Origin of the sequence: Streptomyces sp. NBC_01635 (assembly GCF_045209715.1) — a bacterium.
GTDB lineage: Bacteria > Actinomycetota > Actinomycetes > Streptomycetales > Streptomycetaceae > Streptomyces > Streptomyces hirsutus.
The window spans coordinates 1,630,206-1,651,544 of sequence record NZ_CP109277.1; the positions used below are offsets into that span (position 1 = coordinate 1,630,206).

Consider the following 21,339-nt stretch of genomic DNA (forward strand, 5'->3'; position numbering starts at 1 on the left):
GAAACGACCGGCCGACTAATCAACGTTCCACCCATGAGCCACCAGCACCGGACGTGCGCCGGTGTACTGGCCTCTGGCCGGGCGAACCCGGCGAGAAGTGCTCCTTAGAAAGGAGGTGATCCAGCCGCACCTTCCGGTACGGCTACCTTGTTACGACTTCGTCCCAATCGCCAGTCCCACCTTCGACGGCTCCCTCCCCACGAGGGGGTTGGGCCACCGGCTTCGGGTGTTACCGACTTTCGTGACGTGACGGGCGGTGTGTACAAGGCCCGGGAACGTATTCACCGCAGCGATGCTGATCTGCGATTACTAGCAACTCCGACTTCATGGGGTCGAGTTGCAGACCCCAATCCGAACTGAGACCGGCTTTTTGAGATTCGCTCCACCTCGCGGTATCGCAGCTCATTGTACCGGCCATTGTAGCACGTGTGCAGCCCAAGACATAAGGGGCATGATGACTTGACGTCGTCCCCACCTTCCTCCGAGTTGACCCCGGCGGTCTCCCGTGAGTCCCCAACACCCCCGAAGGGGCTTGCTGGCAACACGGGACAAGGGTTGCGCTCGTTGCGGGACTTAACCCAACATCTCACGACACGAGCTGACGACAGCCATGCACCACCTGTACACCGACCACAAGGGGGCGCCTGTCTCCAGACGTTTCCGGTGTATGTCAAGCCTTGGTAAGGTTCTTCGCGTTGCGTCGAATTAAGCCACATGCTCCGCTGCTTGTGCGGGCCCCCGTCAATTCCTTTGAGTTTTAGCCTTGCGGCCGTACTCCCCAGGCGGGGCACTTAATGCGTTAGCTGCGGCACCGACGACGTGGAATGTCGCCAACACCTAGTGCCCACCGTTTACGGCGTGGACTACCAGGGTATCTAATCCTGTTCGCTCCCCACGCTTTCGCTCCTCAGCGTCAGTAATGGCCCAGAGATCCGCCTTCGCCACCGGTGTTCCTCCTGATATCTGCGCATTTCACCGCTACACCAGGAATTCCGATCTCCCCTACCACACTCTAGCCTGCCCGTATCGACTGCAGACCCGGGGTTAAGCCCCGGGCTTTCACAATTGACGCGACAGGCCGCCTACGAGCTCTTTACGCCCAATAATTCCGGACAACGCTCGCGCCCTACGTATTACCGCGGCTGCTGGCACGTAGTTAGCCGGCGCTTCTTCTGCAGGTACCGTCACTTGCGCTTCTTCCCTGCTGAAAGAGGTTTACAACCCGAAGGCCGTCATCCCTCACGCGGCGTCGCTGCATCAGGCTTGCGCCCATTGTGCAATATTCCCCACTGCTGCCTCCCGTAGGAGTCTGGGCCGTGTCTCAGTCCCAGTGTGGCCGGTCGCCCTCTCAGGCCGGCTACCCGTCGTCGCCTTGGTGAGCCGTTACCTCACCAACAAGCTGATAGGCCGCGGGCTCATCCCTCACCGCCGGAGCTTTCAACCCCCGCCCATGCGGGCGGGGATATCATCCGGTATTAGACCCCGTTTCCAGGGCTTGTCCCGAAGTGAGGGGCAGATTGCCCACGTGTTACTCACCCGTTCGCCACTAATCCACCCCGAGGGGCTTCATCGTTCGACTTGCATGTGTTAAGCACGCCGCCAGCGTTCGTCCTGAGCCAGGATCAAACTCTCCGTGAATGCTTTCCCGTGATCGGGAGAACACCACGAGAGCGGAACGGTCGGGCGGAATGGGCCCCACCGTTCACAGCGTCCTCGCTGTGTTGTTCTTCAAAGGAACCTCGTCCCGGCCTGCTGGCCGAAGACGGGGTATCAACATATCTGGCGTTGATTTTTGGCACGCTGTTGAGTTCTCAAGGAACGGACGCTTCCTTTGTACTCACCCTCGCGGGCTTTCCTCCGGGCGCTTCCCTTCGGTCCTGCGTGTCCGACTCTATCAGATCTTTCCGATCCGATTTCCTCGGGCTGTTCGCCTTCCCGGGGTTCCGCATTTCGCGTTTCCCTTTCCGGCGACTCCGACTTTATCAGTGTTTTCCCTGCTCCCTGACCACCGTCCTGCGAGAACGCAGAAGTTGACCCCGGGATAGGATCTGACAAGTTGGATTTGCTGCGGGGTAGTGACGCAAGATCGCGCCGTCCGGCCCCAGGCAGGTGCCCGACTGTACAGGGGGCCGCGGAGCAGGTGCAAATCAACAAGAAGAAGTGGTCTAGACCTCTAATCGGTTCTCTCGTACGGAACCGGTACTACCTATGACATACGCTGCATCACAGTGCGCCGTCCGAGACCGACAGTGACGGGCCCTTACCGATCTCCGCCCCTGGGAGGCTTCCCATGACCACCGTGACATCCCCGCTCGCAGGACGGGCGATCGGACTCGACTCCGTGCCCGATCCCGTCTTCTCCGGGGCCATGGTCGGCCCGGGTATGGCGATCGACCCCCTGCGGGAGCCCTCCACGGCTGTCTCCCCCGTCGACGGTGTCGTCGTCTCTCTGCACCCGCATGCGTTCGTCGTGGTCGACGAGAGCGGTCACGGCGTCCTCACCCATCTCGGCATCGACACCGTGCAGCTCAACGGTAACGGCTTCGAACTGCTCGTCAACAAGGGCGACACCGTGACTCGCGGTCAGGGTGTGGTGCGCTGGAGCCCTGCGGCAGTCGAGGCCTCCGGCAAGTCCCCGGTGTGCCCGGTCGTGGCCTTGGACGCCACGGTGGAGGCACTCTCCGAACTGCGCGACGACGGCGAGGTCAAGGCCGGCGACTCCCTCTTCCTCTGGAAGTGACGCCGGTGCCGTCGCCCGACGGCAAGCAGGGCAACCCACACGGCGGCGGATAGCGCCGCATTACCGGAGACAGGTGAGATGGAGACAACGCTGCGAGGCGTCGGTGTGAGCCATGGTGTGGCGATCGGCGAGGTTCGGCACATGGGAACTGCGGTCCTCGAGCCGCCGGCCAGACAGATCCCGGCCGAGGAGGCGGAGCGTGAACAGGGACGCGCCCGCAAGGCCGTGGAGGCGGTGGCGGCCGATCTGATGGCGCGCGGCAATCTGGCGGGCGGCGAAGCCCAGGCGGTCCTCGAGGCCCAGGCCATGATGGCCCAGGACCCCGAGCTGATGACGGACGTGGAACGTCGCATCGTCGAAAGCAGTACCGCCGAGCGTGCGGTGTACGACGCGTTCGCCGCCTACCGCGAGCTGCTGGCCGCTGCCGGTGAGTATCTGGCGGGTCGCGTGGCCGACCTCGACGACGTGCGGAACCGCATCGTCGCCCGGCTGCTCGGGGTTCCGATGCCGGGTGTCCCGGACAGCGACGAGCCCTACGTCCTCGTGGCCCGTGATCTCGCCCCGGCGGACACGGCGCTGCTGGACCCGACCCTGGTGCTCGGTTTCGTGACCGAGGAAGGGGGACCCACCAGTCACAGCGCGATCCTGGCTCGGGCGCTCGGTGTGCCGGCCGTGGTGGCCCTGCCCGGTGCCGGTGAGCTCGCCGAAGGAACACTGATCGCCGTCGACGGCAGCACCGGTGAGATCTTCGTGAACCCGAGCGAGGAGAAGAAGGGGCAGCTCGAGGCCGCGGCGGCCGAGCGTCGGGCGGCGCTGAGCGCGTCGACCGGGCCCGGTGCGACCGCCGACGGTCACACGGTGCCGTTGCTGGCGAACATCGGCGGTCCGGCGGATGTGCCGGCCGCGGTCGAGGCGGGCGCGGAGGGTGTCGGTCTCTTCCGTACCGAGTTCCTCTTCCTGGACGACAGCAAGAACGCTCCCTCCGAGGAGAAGCAGGTCGCGGCCTACCGTCAGGTGCTCGAGGCGTTCCCCGAGGGCCGTGTGGTCGTGCGGGTGCTGGACGCGGGCGCGGACAAGCCGCTGGACTTCCTCACCCCGGCGGACGAGCCGAACCCGGCACTGGGCGTGCGCGGTCTCCGGTCTCTGCTCGACCACCCCGAGGTGCTGCGTACCCAACTGTCGGCGCTCGTCAAGGCCTCGGAAGGGCTGTCCGTCCACCTTGAGGTGATGGCCCCGATGGTGGCGGACCGGGCCGATGCCAAGGCCTTCGCCGACGCATGCCGTGAGGCGGGGCTGCACGCGAAGTTCGGTGCGATGGTCGAGATTCCGTCGGCCGCACTGCGGGCGCGCTCGATCCTGCAGGAGGTGGAGTTCCTGTCGCTGGGGACGAACGACCTCGCGCAGTACACGTTCGCCGCGGACCGTCAGGTGGGGGCGGTGTCCCGGCTGCAGGATCCGTGGCAGCCCGCACTGCTCGACCTGGTGGCACTGGCGGCGGAGGCCGCCAAGGCCGAGGGCAAGAGCTGTGGTGTCTGCGGTGAGGCCGCGTCCGACCCGTTGCTCGCTTCGGTGCTGACCGGTCTGGGTGTCACCTCCCTCTCCATGGGTGCGGCGTCCATCCCCTATGTGCGGGCGGCGCTGGCGAAGTTCACTCTGGCGCAGTGCGAGCGGGCCGCCGCCGCGGCCCGTGCGACGGACAGTGCCGAGGAGGCCCGTAGGGCCGCTCAGGCGGTGCTGTCGGGCGAGTAACAGGGCAGGCAGGACACGGTGGGCGGGCTGACGATCGCCGCCGCTGTTCCCGAAGGGGCGCTCCACGCAAGGGGCGCCCCTTCTTGGCGGCCGCTCCCCGTTTCCCTCTCCGTTCCGCGTCCCCTTTCTGTTCGGGGTTCAGTGGTGGTGGGACGGGCTCGGGTCCTCCCCGAGGTCGGGCGGCTCGCAGTAGTCGACGTTGGACTCGGGCGGGATGGGGTCTCCCGATTCGATGTCGGTGCAGTAGGCGTCGAAGACCTCCCCTGCGGTGAGGGGCTCGAGGCCATGGGCGCGCAACCGCCAGCCGTGGACACGGTCGGGGGTGCCCGGGGCGGTGGTCCGCAGGACGAGCCCGCCCGGCTTGTCGGTGGCGAGGCCGACGGCCAGCACCGTGGTGAATTCGAGGATCTCGGTGTCGTCCAGTTCCAGGTGTCCGCCGTTGTCGTCGGCGTGGAGGACGGCGACCAGGGTCTCGGGTGGTCCGGAGACGCTGCAGACGAGGTGCCGGCTCCCGGGACCCGCCGTGTCGAGGATGCGGACGAGCAGCCGGGAGGCTCGGGTGAAGGCTTCGCGGCCCAGGTCCTCGCCGCACGAGGGGCAGGCGCCGAGACGCGCGAGGAGCATGGTCGCGTACTCCCAGGTCGCGTGGCGGACGCCCTCGTCGACGAGGGCGGGCAGGAGGTCGGTCAGGGGCTGCCCCTCGTAGGGGACGGTGGCTCCGGTGGCCGCGAGTTCGGCCGTGAAGCGGGTGCGGCTGGTGTGGCTGTCCGGGTCGAGGCCGCGTTGTGCGCAGAACTCCGTGTACTCCTCGGGGTCGAAGAGGGCCAGTGTGGTGTGGCTGCCCTGCAGGGCCCGTGTCCTGAGGACGGCCTCCACGTGTTCGAGGTAGATGCCGTGGTCGTCGAAGAGGAAGCTTCGGTAGTGCCGCATGGCTCGGAAGTCGTGCTCGTCGGTCAGCAGCCCGATGGTGCCCGCGATCTCGCGGCGCAGGACGCGTCGCATGGTCCGGTGGTCGGTGTACGTCATGTCTCCCCCTGCACAGTCGATCAAGGTTCACTCACAGTAATCGGGGGCACTGACAACGGCGTCCGGGCGGGCGGCAGCGGGCCGGGCTGGCGGGCAGGGTGAGGTCAGGCGCGTTCGCGGGCCAGGTCCTCGTAGAACGTGAGCAGCTCCAGATTGTCGACGGAGCCGGCGTTGACCGCCTTCTCCAGCGGTGTGCCCTGGAGAAGGCGTTTGACCGGGACCTCGATGCGTTTGCCGGTCAGGGTGTGCGGGACGCCGGGCACCTCGATGATCTCGTCGGGGACGTGGCGTGGGGACAGTTCCTCGCGGATGGTCCGCTGGATGCGGCCCTTCAGTCCCTCGTCGAGCACGGCGCCCGGTGTCAGGTGGACGAACAGGGGCATCCAGTAGCCGCCGTCGGGCTGTTCGATGCCGATGACGAGGGATTCCCTGATCTCGGGAAGGCGCTCGACGGCCTCGTAGATGTCCGCCGACCCCATGCGGACGCCTTGGCGGTTGAGCGTGGAGTCGGAACGGCCGTGGATGACGACGGAACCTCGGGAGGTGAGGGTGATCCAGTCGCCGTGCCGCCAGACACCGGGATAGGTGTCGAAGTAGCTGTCGTGGTAGCGGCTGCCATCGGGGTCGTTCCAGAAGCGGATCGGCATGGACGGCATGGGATGGGTGACCACGAGCTCGCCGACCTCGTCGGTCAGGGGCCTGCCGTTCGGGTCCCAGGACTGCAGGTCCGTGCCGAGGCAGGGTGCCTGCAGCTCGCCGACGTGGACGGGGAGGGTGGGGACGGCGCCGGCGAAGCAGGAGCACACGTCCGTGCCGCCGCTGACGGAGGCGATCCACAGGTCGTCGCGCACCTCGTCGTGCAGCCAGCGGAAGCCGTCGGGCGGGAGGGGGGAGCCGGTGGTGGCGACGCACTGCACCGCTGAGAGGTCGAAGTCGCGCGAGGGGTGCACATCCGCCTTGCGGCAGGCCATGACGTATGCGGCGGAGGTGCCGTAGAAGGTGGCGCCGGTGCGTTCGGCGATCCGCCACTGGGAGCCTGTGTCCGGGTAGCCGGGGCTGCCGTCGTACAGGACGATCGTCGTTCCGGTGAGCAGGCCGGAGACGAGGAAGTTCCACATCATCCAGCCGGTCGACGTGTACCAGAAGAAGCGGTCCTCCGGGCCCAGGTCGCAGTGGAGTCCGAGCTGTTTGAGGTGTTCGACCAGGATGCCGCCCTGGGACTGGACGATCGCCTTCGGCAGTCCGGTGGTGCCGGAGGAGTAGAGCACCCACAGGGGGTGCTCGAAGGGCACCTGCTCGAAGACCGGTTCGGTGTCCGCGGAGGTGAGGTCCTGCCAGTCGAGTGTCCCGTCCGGGGCGTCGGTGCCGAGCAGGGGGATGTGCACGACGGCGCGCAGGGTGGGCAGTTCACGGCGTAGTTCGGCGACGACGTCGCGGCGGTCGTGCTCCTTGCCGCCGTAGCGGTAGCCGTCGACGGTGAACAGGACGACCGGTTCGACCTGCTGGAAGCGGTCGAGCACACTGCGGGCTCCGAAGTCGGGCGCGCAGGAGGTCCACACGCCGCCCACCGCCGCGGTGGCCAGGAAGGCGACGACGGCCTGCGGGATGTTGGGCAGGTAGCCGCTGACGCGGTCGCCGGGGCGTACGCCGAGGGCGCGCAGTTCGGCCGCCAGGGAACCGACCTGGCGGCGCAGCTCGGCCCAGGTGACGGGCCTCGGGTCGTGGGTCTCGTCGACGTGCAGGAGCGCCGGCTCGTCCGCGCGGGTCGCGGCGGCGCGCAGGGCGTGTTCGGCGTAGTTGAGGGTGGCACCGGGGAACCACTGGGCGCCGGGCATCGAACGGTCGCCCAGTACGCGCGCGTAGGGGGTCGAGAAGCGGACGTCGAACCACTCCGTGACGGCTTTCCAGAAGGTTTCCGGCTCGTCCACGGACCAGCGGTGCAGCGTGGCGTAGCCGCCCTCGGCGGGGGCGCCGTGGTGCTCGGCCGCCCACGCGTGGAACGTGGTGATCCGGGCGCGGGCGATGCGTTCCGGATCTGGCTGCCAGAGCGGCTGGGGGTTCACGGTCGACATGGGCTGCTCCCGGACTGTGCGCGTCGTGTGCGTCCTGCGCGCACGGGCTGGGGTGTGCGCGTGACGCGGCTGACAGGGACGATGCCACGTGATCGTCTTCCGTACCAGGGCACGGCCCACATGCTCCCGGTCGTGAAGATGTGGTCCGATCATGGGTGAACGGCAGTTGAACGCCACTCGTGCGAGGTGCGGACAGTGGCAGGGTGAGCACCATGGACGGTCGTGACCTGGTGCGTTCGATGAGATCGGTCGGCTCGGTGGGGACGGCTCAGGGTTTGCGTACCGTACGGGCAGCGTGGCGCAGGCGGCGGGCCGATGCCACCGGGCTGCCACCGCGCGGGGCGGAGCGCGCGCGGACTCCGGGGCCGGTACGGGAGGTGGAACCCGGGCCCGGGGGTGGTGTCGTCCGGTTCGGCCGTTCCGAGCTGCGGATCCGCGTCGCCGTGAACGGGGCCGTCTTCTGGGGCTGGGACGGGGCGGCTCCGGAGCCGTCGTACGCGCTGGCCGGGCGCTGTCCCGACCCGGATCCGCGGGCGGTGCTGGAGCCGGACACCAACGGCGGCTGGCGGGTGGTCGCCGAGCGGGTGACGGTCGCCGTCTCGTGGCACGGCGCGGTGGAGGTGCTCACTCCGGGTGGTGTGGTGCTGCGTCGGGAGCTGCCGCCGCGGTGGTGGGAACCGGTGGCGGGGGGCCCGGCGCGCTGGATGCAGCGGTCCGAGGTGCGTGCCGACGCCCGGTTCTTCGGGCTCGGGGGACGGGCCTCGGGGCCGAGGCTGCGGGACGGCACCTACCGGCTGTGGAACACGGGTCCCGGTCGCGGTTCCGAGGCCGGCGGCGATCCGTTTCCCCTCACGATGCCGGTGCAGCTGGTACTGGCCGACGCGGGCACACATCTCGCGTTCCACGACTGTTCGTGGGACGGCACCGTGACGCTGCGGGAAGGCGCGGAGGGCGCCGGCTCCGGGCACGACCGGGCGGGGACCAGCGAGCTGCGGATGGACGGGGGCCCGCTGCGCTGCTGGGTGATGGTGGGTACTCCCGCGCGGGTGCTGCTCGCCTGGGCGTCGCTGACCGGTGCTCCCGCGCTGCCGCCCGCGTGGGCCCTCGGTCATCATCACGTGCAGTGGGGCGACGGCGGTGAGCAGGAGGTGCGGCGGGCCGTCGCCGGCCATCAGGAGCACGGACTGCCGCTCGACGCCGTCCACCTCGGTAGCGGTCATCACGACGCCCACCAGGGGTTCACCGTGGACCGGGAACGGTTCCCCAAGCTGCCGGCTCTCGCCGACGAGCTGCGGCGGGACGGGATCCGGCTGGTTTCGGTCGTCGGTCCGGCGGTTCCCGCCGGGGACGGTCACGCCGTGTACGAGGCGGGGGCGGCCCGGGACGCGTTCGTGCGGGACGCCTCGGGGGATGTCGTCCGGGGTGTGTCCTGGCCCGGGGACGTGGTCTTCCCCGATCTCACGCACCCGCGCGTGCGCGCGTGGTGGGGTGGTCTGTACGCGGAGCGGCTGGAGCAGGGGTTCGCGGGCTTCTGGCACGACATGGACGAGCCGACGTCGTTCGCCGCGTTCGGGGAGCCGACACTCCCCCGCTCGGCCCGTCACGCCCTGGACGGGCGGGACGGTGATCATCGTGAGGCGCACAACGTGTACGCGTTGTGCATGGCCAGGGCGGCCCACGAGGGGCTGCGGGCGCTGCTGCCCGAGGAGCGGCCGTTCCTGTTCTCCCGCTCGGGGTGGGCCGGCATGCAGCGCTACGGCGGGGCCTTGCCGGGGGAAGCGGCCACGGGCTGGCCCGGACTGCGGGCGTCGCTGGCCCTGGTTCTGGGGCTCGGGCTGTGCGGTGTCCCGTACGCGGGGCCGGACGTCGGCGGCACCGGCGGGAATCCTTCTCCCGAGCTGTATCTGCGGTGGCTCCAGCTGGGCGTCCATCTGCCGCTGCTCCGTACCCGCGCGGGGGCGGGGCACAGGGAGCCGTGGGAGTTCGGTGCCGAGGTGCTGGCGCACGCGCGCGCGGCTCTCGTCGAGCGCCGGCGGCTGCGGCCGTACCTCGTGACGCTGTCGCATCTGGCCCGACGGACCGGTGCTCCCTGTGTGCGGCCGCTGTGGTGGTCGACGCCGGAGGAGCGTGCGCTGCGCGACTGCGAGGACGCCTTCCTGCTGGGCGACAGCCTGCTGGTGGCGCCGGTGCTGGTGGCGGGCGCGGAACGGCGTACGGTGCGGCTGCCCGGCGGGCGCTGGTACGAGACGGCGACGGGCCGGGCGTTCGACGGGCCTGCCCGGATAGTGGTCGACGCGCCCCTGGACCGCATTCCGGTGTTCGCCCGCGCGGGCGCCGTCATCCCCGTGTACGGGGAGGACGGCGGGCTGGAACTGGAGGTGTGGGCGCCCGTCAGGGGGCGGGCCGGTGGCGGGACGGTCGTCGCGGACGCCGGCGACGGCTGGGAGGAGCCGGGCGTCGAGCGGTACACCGCCCGCTGGGCGGGGTCCCGGATCGTCGTCGAGCGGGAGGGCGGGCACGGCACCGGCGGTCTGCCCCACCCGGTGCGTGTCCGCGGGCTCGGACCGGACTGAGCGGGGCGGGTGAGAGCCCGGCCCCGTCCGTGCCCCTGCGGCCGGCCGGGCCAGGCCGTGGGGTCATATGTACCGGCCCTCGAACCAGGCTTGCACGGCGCGCGTGTGCAGCGGGAAAGCGAGCTCCTCCGCGCGGCGCAGCAGGTGCCAGCCCTCCGTCTCGGCCGTGGCGGCCGACGGCGGCAGCCCTTCCGCGGGGCGTTCCGGGAGCAGGCCGAACAGCAGCAGGTGCCCGTCGGGCGAGCTCATGGCCTCGGCGAGGCGTACGTCGCGGCTCGCCGCGTCGATGCCGGTCTCCTCCCGGAGTTCGCGGACGACGGCCTGGCGCCAGTCCTCCCGGTCGTCGATGTAACCGCCGGGCAGGGCCGTGCCTCCGCGCGCGGGGGCGATGGTCCGGGTGATGACGACCAGGGCGGTGCCCTTCGGGTCGTACACGGGCTGGAGGGCGACCGCGACCGGCAGCGGGTTGCGATAGGCGGCTGTGCCGCATGCCGGACAGGTGCGGGGCCAGCCGGAGACGCCCTCGCCGAAGGGCGTGCCGCAGCTCGAGCAGTGGGAGTCCGGCACGGGATCGGGGCCGGGGGTTTGGGTTCTGGGCACGCGCGGACTGTAACCGATCGGGGCGGGGGCGTCTCCGGGGGGCCGCTCAGCGGTGGCCGGCGAGCGATCTCCGGGACACCGGGAAGTCGAAGTAGGTGTCCGGACGGGCCTCCGGCTTGAAGGTGTAGTGCCACCGTTCCTCGGCCAGGTTCACGAAGCCGAGGTCCTCCAAGGTGTTTTTGAGGAGCGTCCGGTTGGCCCGCTGTTCGCCCTGTATGCGGGGGTCGAGGGTGTGGCTGAGGGTGTCGAAGCAGTCGTAACCGGTGCCCATGTCGACGGAGTTGTCGGGGAACCGCTCGTCCTGGTCCGCGAAGCAGGGTGTGAGGGGTTCTCCGGGGCGGTACGGGCGGGTCGGCGTGGCGGGGAGCCGTACGACGGTGAGGTCCACGGTCGAGCCGCGGCTGTGGCCGGACTTCTCGGCGATGTAACCGTCGGCGAACAGCCGGGACTTGTCGACGTTCGGGTAGAACTCGGCCTTCATCGCCTGGTCGTCGGGGTCCTTGGCCCAGCGTACGAAGTGGTCCACGGCGCGTTGGGGCCGGTAGCAGTCGTACACCTTGAGGGAGTAGCCGCGGGGCAGCAGCTTCCGCTGGGCCTCGTGGAGGGCCCGGGCCGCGGGGCGGGTGAGGATGCACAGCGGCTCCCGGTAGCCGTCGATGCGCTCGCCCACGAAGTTGTGCGGGGTGAAGTAGCGGATCTCCTGGATGATCGTCGGGTCCACGCTGCTCAGCGCCACGAAGTCCTTCGGGGCCCTGGGCTCCGGCGTGGCCGGGGCGGATGCTGCGGGGGCGGTCGCGGCGGTCGTCGCCGTCAGGGCGGCGAGTGCGGTGACCAGAGTGCGTACCGCGGCGGAGAGTTGTGTCATGTCTCCTGCATCTATCAGGAGGCGGGGTCGACGGGGAAGCACTCTGTCCCTGTTCGCTCGCCCGTGACACGCTCCTGACGACTCGTCGGGAGTATTGGACGAGGGTGAGGGAGATCCGTTGTCGCGCCGCGGCCGGGTGCGGTCGTACACCGGCCCTCCGGTACCGGGCTCCATCGCCTTGTGCGAGCAACCAGGGACTTCCGTGGGAGCCGTGCACGTCGATCGCGGTGGAGTCGCCCGCCGTGCGGACGGTGGTGCCGGGCAGGACGGCTCTCGGGGCCGCCGTCGCCGGGCCGACGGGTGGGCAGGGAGGTGGAGGCCGTCGTCGGCGTGCTCCGTGAGGGCGGGAAGACGTCCTGGCCGACCTGGCACTTCACAACCGACGGGGGCGACCGGGCGCCGGGAGGGCGCCGGCACCTCGGGAGGAGGTCCGGCCGGGTCGCCTCGGGTTCAGGTGGTGACGGCCTGCCGGCGCCGTGCCGCCTGTGCCATGGCGTGCTGGACGACGCCGATGAGGATCGTCTTGACCGACTCCCGGTCCCGGGCGTCGCCCATCAGGAGCGGTACGTCCGGGTCGAGATCGAGGGCCCGGCGGATGTCGTCGGCCGGGTACCGTACGGCTCCCTCGAAGCAGTTGACGCCGACGAGGAACGGTATGGAGCGCCGCTCGAAGTAGTCGATGGCCGCGAAGCAGTCCTCCAGCCGCCGGGTGTCGGCGAGGACGACGGCGCCGAGGGCACCTTCGGCTAGCTCGTCCCACATGAACCAGAACCGTTCCTGGCCGGGTGTGCCGAAGAGGTACAGCACCAGGTCCTCGCGGAGCGTGATGCGGCCGAAGTCCATGGCCACCGTGGTGGTGTTCTTGGTCTCCACCCCGCTGAGGTCGTCGACCGGGCGCCCTGCCTCGGTGAGCAGTTCCTCGGTGCGCAGCGGCCTGATCTCGCTGACCGCGCCGACGAGCGTGGTCTTGCCCACGCCGAAGCCGCCGGCCACCAGGATCTTGAGCGTGACGGGCTCGACCGGGGGCTTGCCGCGCTCAGAACGCCCGAAGATCATCGTACTTTTCTCCTGCTCGGTGAGGGTCGGGCGGTGGACCGTAGCCGCCACCGCCGGGGGTCTCGATGACCAGTACGTCGTCGGGGCGGACGTCCGCCGAGTCGCTGCCGTCCAGTGCGGTGACGGTGCCGTCCGCGCGGTCGATCCGGTTGGCGCCGGGCGCGCCGGGCGCGCCGCCCGCCATGCCGTACGGGGGGATCCTGCGGTGCTGGGACAGCGTGGAGACGGTCATGGGTTCCAGGAAGCGGATGCGGCGGACCGCGCCGTCCCCGCCGTGCCACCGGCCCGCTCCGCCGCTGCCCTCGCGTACGGCGAACTCGTCGATGAGGACGGGCAGGCGCCACTCCAGGACCTCGGGGTCGGTGAGGCGCGAGTTGGTCATGTGGGTCTGCACGGCGGACGCGCCGGGAAAGCCCTCTCCCGCGCCCGAGCCGGAGGCGACGGTCTCGTAGTACTGATGGCGGGCATTGCCGAAGGTGACGTTGTTCATGGTGCCGGAGCCCTCGGCCTGGACACCGAGCGCCGCGTAGAGGGCGCCGGTGATGCTCTGGGAGGTCTCCACGTTGCCCGCGACGACGGCGGCCGGCGGCCGGGGCGCCAGCATGGAACCGGGCGGCACGATGATCCGCAGGGGCCGCAGACAGCCGTCGTTGAGCGGGATGTCGTCGGCCACCAGGGTGCGGAAGACGTACAGGACGGCCGCGTTGACGACCGAGAAGGGGGCGTTGAAGTTGGTGGGCAACTGCGTGGTGGTGCCCGTGAAGTCGATGGTGGCGGAGCGGTCCGCGCGGTCCACGCGTACGCGCACCCGGATGACGGCCCCGGAGTCGGTCTCGTAGGCGTACTCGCCGTCGTCGAGGGCGTCGATGACGCGGCGGACCGCTTCCTCCGCATTGTCCTGGACGTGCCGCATGTAGGCCTGGACCACGTCGAGGCCGAAGTTCTCGATCATCCGGCCGACCTCGTCGACACCCTTCTGGTTGGCGGCGATCTGGGCACGCAGGTCGGCGAGGTTGGTCTGCGGGTTGCGGGAGGGGTACCGCGCGTCGGTCAGGAGGCGGTGGGTCTCCTCCTCGCGGAACCGTCCGTTCTCGACGAGCAGCCAGTTGTCGAAGAGGATGCCTTCCTCGTCGATGGTGCGGCTGTCGGCGGGCATGGAACCCGGGGCGATGCCGCCGATCTCGGCGTGGTGGCCGCGTGAGGCGACGTAGAAGAGAACGTTTCGGTCACCCTGCGTGGTGTCGGCGGACCCGGTGCCGAAGACCGGGGTGATCACGGTGACGTCGGGGAGATGGGTGCCGCCGTGGTAGGGGTCGTTCACGGCGTAGGCGTCCCCCGGGCGCATGGTGGAGCCGCGCCGCCGGATGACCTCCTTGACACCGATGCCCATCGAGCCCAGGTGGACGGGAATGTGAGGGGCGTTGGCCACCAAGTTTCCGTCCGGGTCGAAGAGGGCGCAGGAGAAGTCCAGGCGCTCCTTGATGTTGACGGACTGGGCGGTGGACTCGAGGCGGGCGCCCATCTGCTCGGCGATGGACATGAAGAGGTTGTTGAAGACCTCGAGCAGAACCGGATCGGCCTCCGGGGCGGATTCGGTACCGGGATCGGAACTCTGCGTAATCGCGACGCGTTCCATGACCACGTGCCCGTCGTCGTTCGGAGCGGCCTGCCAGCCTTCGTCGACGACGGTCGTGGAGCCGGCCTCGGTGATGATCGCCGGTCCGGTGACCGCCTTCCCGGGGGGAAGGTCCTCGCGGCGGTGGAGGGGGACGTCGCGCCAGGTGCCGCCGGTGTGGAGACGGACGGAGCGCGGGGCGGCCGGGCGGCCTTCGTACGGGGCGAGGGCGGAGAGGTCGGGGGGTTCGGTGATGCCGGTGGCTTCGACGGAGAGGGCTTCGACGACGATCGGGCGGTCGAGCGTGAAGGAGTACGTGGCGCGATGACGTTCTTCGAAGGCGCGGCGCATGGCGGTGGGGTCGGTCAGTTCGACGGTGAGGGTGGTGTCGGTGCCGTCGTAGCGGAGCTGGGCCCGGCGGGTGACCTCGATCCGGTCCTCGGGGACGTCCTCGGCAAGGAGTTCGGCGCGGGCCGCCGCTTCCAGGTCGTCGGCGATCCGGTGGACGCCGGGCATCGCGGCGGGCTCCAGGGGTGCTTCGGCGGAGCGTTCCCGCATGGCCGTGGTGTCGGCGAGGCCCATACCGAGTGCGGAGAGGACGCCCGCCAGGGGCGGCACGAGGACGGTGCGAATGCCGAGGGATTCGGCGACCCTGCACGCGTGCTGTCCGCCCGCGCCGCCGAAGGTGGTGAGGGCGTAGCGGGTGACGTCGTGGCCCTTCTGGACGGAGATCCGCTTCACCGCGGCGGCGATGTTGGCGACGGCGATCCGCAGGTAGCCCTCGGCGACCTGCTCCGGGGTGCGGTCGTCGCCGGTCTGTTCGCGGATCTCGCGCGCGAGGCCGGCGAAGCGGTCGCGGACGAGGCCGGCGTCGAGGGGCTGGTCGCCGTTCGGGCCGAACACCGCCGGGAAGTGGGCGGGCTGGATGCGTCCGAGCATGACGTTGGCGTCGGTGACCGTGAGCGGGCCGCCGGCCCGGTAGCAGGCGGGACCCGGGTCGGCACCGGCCGAGTCCGGGCCCACGCGGTAGCGGGAGCCGTCGAAGTGGAGGACCGAGCCGCCGCCGGCGGCGACGGTGTGGATGTCCAGCATGGGCGCGCGCAGCCGTACGCCGGAGATCTGTGTGGTGAAGACGCGTTCGTAGTCCCCCGCGAAGTGGGACACGTCGGTGGAGGTGCCGCCCATGTCGAAGCCGATGACCCGGTCGAAGCCGGCGAGCTGCGACATGCGGGCCATCCCGACGATGCCGCCGGCCGGCCCGGACAGGACGGCGTCCTTGCCACGGAACTGCGCGGCTTCGGCGAGGCCGCCGTTGGACTGCATGAACATCAGCCGTACGCCGTCGAGCGCGTCGGCCACCTGCCGGACGTAGCGGCGCAGTACGGGCGAGAGGTAGGCGTCGACGACGGCCGTGTCGCCGCGGGGAACGAGCCGCATCAGCGGGCTGACCTCGCTGGACAGCGAGATCTGCGGGAAGCCGATGCGGGCGGCGAGTTCCCCGACCGCCTGTTCGTGGGCCGGGTGGAGGTGGCTGTGCATGCAGACCACGGCGACGGCCCGGATGCCGTCGTCGTGAGCCCGGCGCAGCGGCCCGTCGAGGGCGTCCAGGTCGGGGGCGCGCAGGACGGTGCCGTCGGCGGCGACACGTTCGTCCACTTCGACGACCCGTTCGTACAGCAGCTCGGGCAGTTCGATGCGGCGGGCGAAGATGGCGGGGCGGTTCTGGTAGGCGATGCGCAGGGCGTCGCGGAAGCCGCGGGTGACGACCAGGAGGGTGCGTTCGCCGGTGCGCTCCAGGAGGGCGTTGGTGGCGACCGTGGTTCCCATACGTACGGACTCGACGGGATCGCGGGAGCCGGCCAGCAGTTCGCGGACACCCGCGACCGCCGCGTCGGCGGCGGGTTCCGCCCCGCCGGGAGGACGACCGGGCCGATCGAGGGCCGGATGGTCCGACAGCAGTTTGCGTGTGAGGAGTCGTCCGTCGGGTCGACGGGCGACGATGTCGGTGAAGGTGCCGCCTCGGTCGACCCAGAATTGCCAGCCTGTCACGTCAGTACCCCGCTTCCGCGCCGCTCACAGCGCCCGGAGGCCGTTGATCACGTCGCGCAGAATACTCTCGTCCGGCAGTTCGGCAGGGGGAACGGGCCGGTTCACGTGGACGGACTCGAGATCGACGAGATCGCCGACGAGGACGCGCACCACTCCGATCGGCAGGTCGAGTTCCGCCGCGAGTTCGGCGACCGTCTGCGGTGTGTCCCGGCACAGCTCGACGATGTCCACGTGTTCCGGGGAGAGTGTGGGGTCGCTCTCCGGATCGTCCGCGCCGGGCTCGGTGACGACCACCGCGATCAGGTCGAGGCGGTGCTGGGCCGCACTCGAAGTGCGGCCCCGCGTCATGGCATACGGACGGACGACCGGTCCGGCCTCGTCGTCGAACCAGTGGCTTCTTCCCTCACCGTCAGCACTCATGCCGTCCCACTACCCGCCCGGGGGCAGATCGGTACGCGGTTCGGTTCCCAGATGCGGACCCACCCGCTTCACGAGGAGGGTCATCTCGTAGGCGACCTGCCCGACGTCCGAGTCTACGTCGGCGAGAACGGCGAGGCAGCTGCCGTCCCCGGCGGCCGTGACGAACAGGAACGCCTCGTCGAGTTCGACGATGGTCTGGCGGACACTGCCTGCCTCGAAGTGACGGCCCACCCCCTTGGCGAGGCTGTGGAACCCGGAGGCGACGGCGGCCAGATGCTCGCTGTCCTCGCGGGTCAGCTCCTGGGAGGCCCCCGTGGCGAGGCCGTCGCCGGAGAGGACGACGGCCTTTCGGATACTGGCGACGCGGGCCACCAGGTCGTCGAGGAGCCAGTTGAGCTCCCCCTTGCCGTCGTCGGCGTGGCCGGTCGTGTGCGGTGCGGTCATCGACCGTCCCCCTTAGTCGTTCCTGGTCGTTCCTGGTCGTTCCTTGCGGTGCTCGCTGCCCCGCCGGAGGCGCCGTCGCCCGCGGCGTTCTCCTCGCGGCCACGCTGCCAGCCGCGCTGGAGCGAGGCCATGCGGCTGCGTACGTCCTCCGCGTCCCGTTCGACGGGCTGGGATCTCTCCTCGTTCCGTGGTGGCACGCTCCGCTTGAGCTGGGGGGCGAGGCTGGCCTGCCGTACCCGCCGGGGCAGCGACGCGGTGCCAGCCGGGCCTGCGCCCGTGTCCTGCGGGGCGCGGCCGGAGCCTGGCTCCGCCGCCGGGCCCGCCGCGGAGTGCTCGTGGCGGGCGTGCGGCGTGCCCGTGGGGTGTCCGGAGCCGCCCGGAGGGTCACCGTCGGCCGGGGCGGGTGGGCCGTCGTCCCGGGCGGAGCCTCGGGGCGCCCGGTTCGCGGGCCGGTCGTCGGCGCGTGCACCGATTTGGGGGCGGGACTCCGCGCCCCGCCGGCGGGCGGGCAGGGGTGGCGGTTTCTCCCCGCCGGCTGGTCCCGGATCCCGGTCCGGGGAGGGCTGCCCGCCGCGTCGGCGGGTCGGCAACGCGGGCGCCGGTTCCTGTTCCGGGCGGGCGGACGACGTACCGGTGTCCTGGTCCGGCTTCTCCCGGCGGGCGTGCTCGTCGCCGACGGGACGTCCGTGCGAGCTGACCAGCTTGGGCGTTCCCCTGCGGGGCGGCGGGACCGCGGCGCCCGCCCGGCCGTGCGAGTCCGGGTCCGGTCCGTCCGTGTCCAGGTCCGGTCCGTCACCGTTGCCCTTGCCGATGCCGGTGGCCGGTGGGTGGGACTCGCGGCGGCGGCCCGGCCGCTCGTCCTTGGGACGGGCCGGGGATCGGCGGTGGCCGAACAGGCCGCCGCGCTCGTCGTCCTCGTCCCTTGGCGCGCCCGGGTAGTCGTCGAGGGCGTCCAGGTCGACAGGGGCCTCGAGTTCGACCGGACCGTTCAGGAGCGAGGCGGACAGTCCGGGCAGTTGGACGGGCACCCGGGAGAGCGTGAGACGGCGGCTGTCCTCCGGCTCGCTGTCCTTGGCGCGCCGGGGCCGGTCGAGGCGGAAGCCGGCGCCGTTGGTGTCCGGGGCGTCGTCGGTGAGGAGCACGTCCGGGATGAAGACGACCGCGGTGGTGCCGCCGTAGGGAGACGGCTGCAGGGAGACCCGGACGTTCTGCCGCTGCGCGAGACGGCTGACCACGAACAGTCCGAGGCGGTCGGTGTCGGAGAGTTCGAACTCCGGTGTCTCGGCGAGCCGCAGATTGGCGTCGAGCAGCGCCTCGGCGGCCATGCCGAGACCCCGGTCGTGGATCTCCAGGGTGAAGCCGTTGGCGACGCGCTCCCCCAGGACCTGGACGGCGGTGTGCGGCGGGGAGAACACTGTGGCGTTCTCCAGGAGTTCGGCCACCAGGTGGGTCAGGTCGGCGACGGCGGGGCCGGTGACGGCGACCCGCGGCAGCCGGCGGACCTCGATGCGCTCGTAGTCCTCGACCTCGGCGACGGCCGCGCGCACGACGTCCATGAGCTGGACGGGTTTGCGCCACTGCCGGGAGGGCGCGGCGCCGGAGAGGATCACCAGACCCTCGGCGTGCCTGCGCATGCGGGTGGTGAGGTGGTCGAGGCGGAAGAGGTCGGCGAGTTCCTCGGTGTCGTCGGTCCTGCGCTCCATGGTGTCCAGGAGGGTGAGCTGTTTGTGCAGCAGGACCTGGCTGCGACGGGCGAGGTTGACGAAGACCTCCGAGACCCCGGAGCGCAGTTCGGACTGTTTGACGGCCGCCTCCACGGCGGCCCGTTGCAGGGTGTTGAGGGCCTGGCCGACCTCGCCGATCTCGTTCCTGTCGTACTCCAGGCGCGGGACCTCGGTCTCGACGTCCACCTGTTCGCCCGCCGAGAGGCGCCGCATCACGCTGGGCAGTCGCACGCCGGACGCCTCGTGGGCTTCCAGGCGCAGCTGCCGCAGGTCACGGATGAGGCCGCGGCCGATGCGCACGGACAGGAAGAGCGAGACGAGCAGGGCGATCAGGCCGAGGAGACCCGCGACGACGGCCTGGGTGATGACGCCCATGGCGACGGGCCGGACCCGGTCCTGGTATCGGTCGGTGGCCTGGTCGTTGAGGGTGCCGAGTTCCTCGAGCACATGGCCGGCTGCGGTGTCCCAGCTTCTCGCGGTGATGCCGCGGGGCGGTCCGGTGCCGGAGGAGAGGGCCGCCTCCTCGGCGACCCGCAGCGGCGCGGACGCCGCGTTCTTCCAGAAACTCTCGTAGCGGTCCCGTTCCGCCGCGGGCAACTGCGGCAGACCGGCGTCGTACAGCAGCGTGCGCTGGGCCACGAAGTCGGAGATGTCCCGGGCCTCGGAGCGGGACAGCGCGCCGACGATGAGGGCGGAGCCGAGCAGGGCGTCCTCGCGGGCGAGGAGTTCACGGGCCCGGGCGAGGCTGACGAGGGCGCGGTACTGCTTGTCCAGCCCGACGTCGTCGACCACGTGCAGACCGGCCAACAGGGTGTAGCACGGGTCGACCAGCCGGTTGTAGAGGTCGAGGGCCTGAGAGCGGTCGACGGTGCCGTCCTCGACACTGCGGCGCAGGGACTCGATGCCGTCGAGGGAGTCCAGTACCGCGCTCAGCGCTTCGGTGTCCTGGCCCATCGCCTCGCGCACATCGGGGTCCGCCGTGTTCTCCCGGACTCTGCTGACGGCCTTGTCGGTGGCGGCGCGGCTGCGGCGGAGTGCGGCGAGCCCGTCGGAGGCGCGCGGGTCGGCAAGATGGACCAGAGTCTGACGGCGCTCCTGCTGGAGGACACGGACGGTGTCCTCCACGGGGTAACCGACCTCTTCCATCACCGACGACACATCGAGCAGATGGCTTGCCTCACGGCCCGTCAGCAGGGTGGTGAAGGCCCAGATCGTCGTCAGGGACACCAGCGGCACGAGAAGCAGCGCCACGATCTTCCGGCGGATGGACTTCCCGCGAAAGCGCATGGCCTCCCCCAGCTCGGCCCCCGGGACAGCCGGGAGCACACCTGTGCGTCAACAAACGGCGCGAGCCTACTACCGTGCCACGGCCAACTCGAAGAGCTCTCCGGAATCCGAACTTCCGCACCGACGGCGAGACATGGTGAGTTGTCCGGGCATTGGGGGAGATTGCCTCCCGGTTCGCAGAGGAGGCCGACGGAACGAGCCGCGGCACCCGCGAGTAGGATTTGGCCGATTCCTTTTCTTACTCGGGAATCTTTGTGACGCGCCCTTCGTCCTTCTCTGTGGGTGATGGGGGCGTAATCGGCCACAGGAGCCATGCCCCATATCCGGGCGGCGTAAATCAGTGCAAGCCGGGCAGTCGTTGGGGACCCGGGTCTTCGGACCCGGAAAAGCGGTCTGCCGGCGGTGGGGAGTGACACATTGATGGGCACGGCGGAGCGGTACGGGTCGCCCGAGGGCGACCTGGTGGTGGAGCGGCCGGACGACGAGACTGCGAACAGCGGTGCGGCCGCGGCCGGGAGAGTCGCGGTCGGCATCCAGGACCTTCCCACGACCAGGACTGACGAGGTATCGGCGGGCGTGACCGGGACAGGGGACGGCGAGGACCGGACCGGAACCGCCGCGGGCATCGCCGGACCCGGGATACCGGCCACCGGGAAGACCGGTGGGAGCCACGGCGCGGGGGACGGGGCTCACCGGCAGCCGGACCACCGGCCGTTGTGGGTCGAGGAGCCCGCGCGGCGGCGCCGGCTGCCGGATCCGGTGCGGACGTCGGCCGTGCGGGCGGTCCTCATCGTCGCGATCACGCTGATTCAGGCCATGGTGGCCTTCCTGTGCACGCTCGCCGGTTCCTGGCTCGCGTTCCCCATGATCATCAGCAGCATCGTCAGCACCATCCTGGCCACCTGGGGTGTCCTCGACGTGTGGGTGACCCGCCAGGTCTGGAACCAGCGCAACGGCGTGGTGTCCGCACCCAGCAGCACCGCGCGGGCCCTGCGGCGCGAGCGGCGCCGTGCCCGCCGCCGGGAGCGGTCCGCGCAGCGTGCGCAAGCGCGAATACGCCGACGGGGTGGCGGGGCCGGTCAGCTGTCCCACCCCTGACCCGGCCGCTCCGCCGTCCTG

The 21,339-nt window shown here is 70.5% G+C and carries 13 protein-coding genes and 1 rRNA gene; 4 read left to right on the top strand and 10 right to left on the bottom strand.

Annotated elements, in window-relative coordinates; translation table 11 throughout:
• Positions 1-108 precede the first annotated feature (108 nt).
• A 16S ribosomal RNA gene (locus tag OHB56_RS07920) occupies positions 109-1,638 on the bottom strand.
• A 652-nt stretch (positions 1,639-2,290) separates the two neighbouring features.
• Between OHB56_RS07920 and OHB56_RS07925 the strand changes: the two genes are divergently transcribed.
• Both OHB56_RS07925 and ptsP read left to right on the top strand, forming a co-directional pair.
• Positions 2,291-2,740, top strand: coding sequence for a PTS glucose transporter subunit IIA (locus OHB56_RS07925; protein WP_406352390.1), 450 nt, complete (start codon positions 2,291-2,293; stop codon positions 2,738-2,740).
• A gap of 78 nt (positions 2,741-2,818) precedes the next feature.
• The gene (gene ptsP / locus OHB56_RS07930) at positions 2,819-4,489 is read left to right on the top strand and encodes a phosphoenolpyruvate--protein phosphotransferase (RefSeq protein WP_388441054.1); all 1,671 of its coding nucleotides are present in this window, start codon (positions 2,819-2,821) and stop codon (positions 4,487-4,489) included.
• A gap of 138 nt (positions 4,490-4,627) precedes the next feature.
• On the opposite strand, the gene OHB56_RS07935 is transcribed toward ptsP, so the two are convergent.
• A complete protein-coding gene (locus tag OHB56_RS07935; protein ID WP_326751623.1) occupies positions 4,628-5,515 on the bottom strand; it encodes a hypothetical protein in 888 nt (295 codons plus the stop codon).
• A gap of 104 nt (positions 5,516-5,619) precedes the next feature.
• Positions 5,620-7,587, bottom strand: coding sequence for an acetoacetate--CoA ligase (locus tag OHB56_RS07940; protein ID WP_406352392.1), 1,968 nt, complete (start codon positions 7,585-7,587; stop codon positions 5,620-5,622).
• A gap of 212 nt (positions 7,588-7,799) precedes the next feature.
• Here OHB56_RS07940 and OHB56_RS07945 point away from each other — a divergent pair, with 212 nt between their 5' ends.
• Positions 7,800-10,160: a glycoside hydrolase family 31 protein gene (locus tag OHB56_RS07945; protein WP_406358968.1), complete on the top strand. Its 2,361-nt coding sequence runs from the start codon at positions 7,800-7,802 to the stop codon at positions 10,158-10,160.
• Between the two features lie 63 nt (positions 10,161-10,223).
• On the opposite strand, the gene OHB56_RS07950 is transcribed toward OHB56_RS07945, so the two are convergent.
• The 7 genes from OHB56_RS07950 to OHB56_RS07980 all read right to left on the bottom strand — a co-directional run bounded on the left by OHB56_RS07950 (position 10,224) and on the right by OHB56_RS07980 (position 20,220).
• Positions 10,224-10,760: an NUDIX domain-containing protein gene (locus OHB56_RS07950; protein WP_055594404.1), complete on the bottom strand. Its 537-nt coding sequence runs from the start codon at positions 10,758-10,760 to the stop codon at positions 10,224-10,226.
• Between the two features lie 46 nt (positions 10,761-10,806).
• Positions 10,807-11,625, bottom strand: coding sequence for a M15 family metallopeptidase (locus tag OHB56_RS07955; protein WP_406352394.1), 819 nt, complete (start codon positions 11,623-11,625; stop codon positions 10,807-10,809).
• A 450-nt stretch (positions 11,626-12,075) separates the two neighbouring features.
• Positions 12,076-12,681 carry an ATP/GTP-binding protein gene (locus OHB56_RS07960; protein ID WP_351128942.1) on the bottom strand — a complete coding sequence of 202 codons (606 nt, stop codon included), beginning with the start codon at positions 12,679-12,681 and terminating at the stop codon, positions 12,076-12,078.
• On the bottom strand, positions 12,662-16,345 hold the full coding sequence (locus OHB56_RS07965; RefSeq protein ID WP_406352397.1) for a hydantoinase B/oxoprolinase family protein: 3,684 nt from the start codon (positions 16,343-16,345) through the stop codon (positions 12,662-12,664). Before OHB56_RS07965 ends, OHB56_RS07960 begins: the two co-directional genes overlap by 20 nt.
• A 24-nt stretch (positions 16,346-16,369) precedes the next feature.
• Complete coding sequence (locus tag OHB56_RS07970) at positions 16,370-16,765, bottom strand: DUF742 domain-containing protein (protein WP_326751629.1); 396 nt, start codon at positions 16,763-16,765, stop codon at positions 16,370-16,372.
• Positions 16,766-16,774: 9 nt separating this feature from the next.
• On the bottom strand, positions 16,775-17,209 hold the full coding sequence (locus OHB56_RS07975) for a roadblock/LC7 domain-containing protein (RefSeq protein WP_055594409.1): 435 nt from the start codon (positions 17,207-17,209) through the stop codon (positions 16,775-16,777).
• Positions 17,206-20,220, bottom strand: coding sequence for a nitrate- and nitrite sensing domain-containing protein (locus tag OHB56_RS07980; RefSeq protein ID WP_406352399.1), 3,015 nt, complete (start codon positions 20,218-20,220; stop codon positions 17,206-17,208). The genes OHB56_RS07975 and OHB56_RS07980 overlap by 4 nt, the downstream gene beginning before the upstream one ends.
• Positions 20,221-20,640: 420 nt before the next feature.
• Here OHB56_RS07980 and OHB56_RS07985 point away from each other — a divergent pair, with 420 nt between their 5' ends.
• Positions 20,641-21,318 (top strand): hypothetical protein, encoded by a 678-nt coding sequence (locus OHB56_RS07985; protein WP_406352401.1) that lies wholly within the window; start codon positions 20,641-20,643, stop codon positions 21,316-21,318.
• Positions 21,319-21,339 lie beyond the last annotated feature (21 nt).

Bases quoted from the DNA above. Each gene is read 5' to 3' on its own strand.
- OHB56_RS07935 (WP_326751623.1), bottom strand. From the start codon at position 5,515: ATGACGTACACCGACCACCGGACCATGCGACGCGTCCTGCGCCGCGAG.
- ptsP (WP_388441054.1), top strand. From the start codon at position 2,819: ATGGAGACAACGCTGCGAGGCGTCGGTGTGAGCCATGGTGTGGCGATC.
- OHB56_RS07945 (WP_406358968.1), top strand. From the start codon at position 7,800: ATGGACGGTCGTGACCTGGTGCGTTCGATGAGATCGGTCGGCTCGGTG.
- OHB56_RS07940 (WP_406352392.1), bottom strand. From the start codon at position 7,587: ATGTCGACCGTGAACCCCCAGCCGCTCTGGCAGCCAGATCCGGAACGC.
- OHB56_RS07960 (WP_351128942.1), bottom strand. From the start codon at position 12,681: ATGATCTTCGGGCGTTCTGAGCGCGGCAAGCCCCCGGTCGAGCCCGTC.
- OHB56_RS07980 (WP_406352399.1), bottom strand. From the start codon at position 20,220: ATGCGCTTTCGCGGGAAGTCCATCCGCCGGAAGATCGTGGCGCTGCTT.
- OHB56_RS07985 (WP_406352401.1), top strand. From the start codon at position 20,641: ATGGGCACGGCGGAGCGGTACGGGTCGCCCGAGGGCGACCTGGTGGTG.
- OHB56_RS07975 (WP_055594409.1), bottom strand. From the start codon at position 17,209: ATGACCGCACCGCACACGACCGGCCACGCCGACGACGGCAAGGGGGAG.
- OHB56_RS07955 (WP_406352394.1), bottom strand. From the start codon at position 11,625: ATGACACAACTCTCCGCCGCGGTACGCACTCTGGTCACCGCACTCGCC.
- OHB56_RS07925 (WP_406352390.1), top strand. From the start codon at position 2,291: ATGACCACCGTGACATCCCCGCTCGCAGGACGGGCGATCGGACTCGAC.
- OHB56_RS07970 (WP_326751629.1), bottom strand. From the start codon at position 16,765: ATGAGTGCTGACGGTGAGGGAAGAAGCCACTGGTTCGACGACGAGGCC.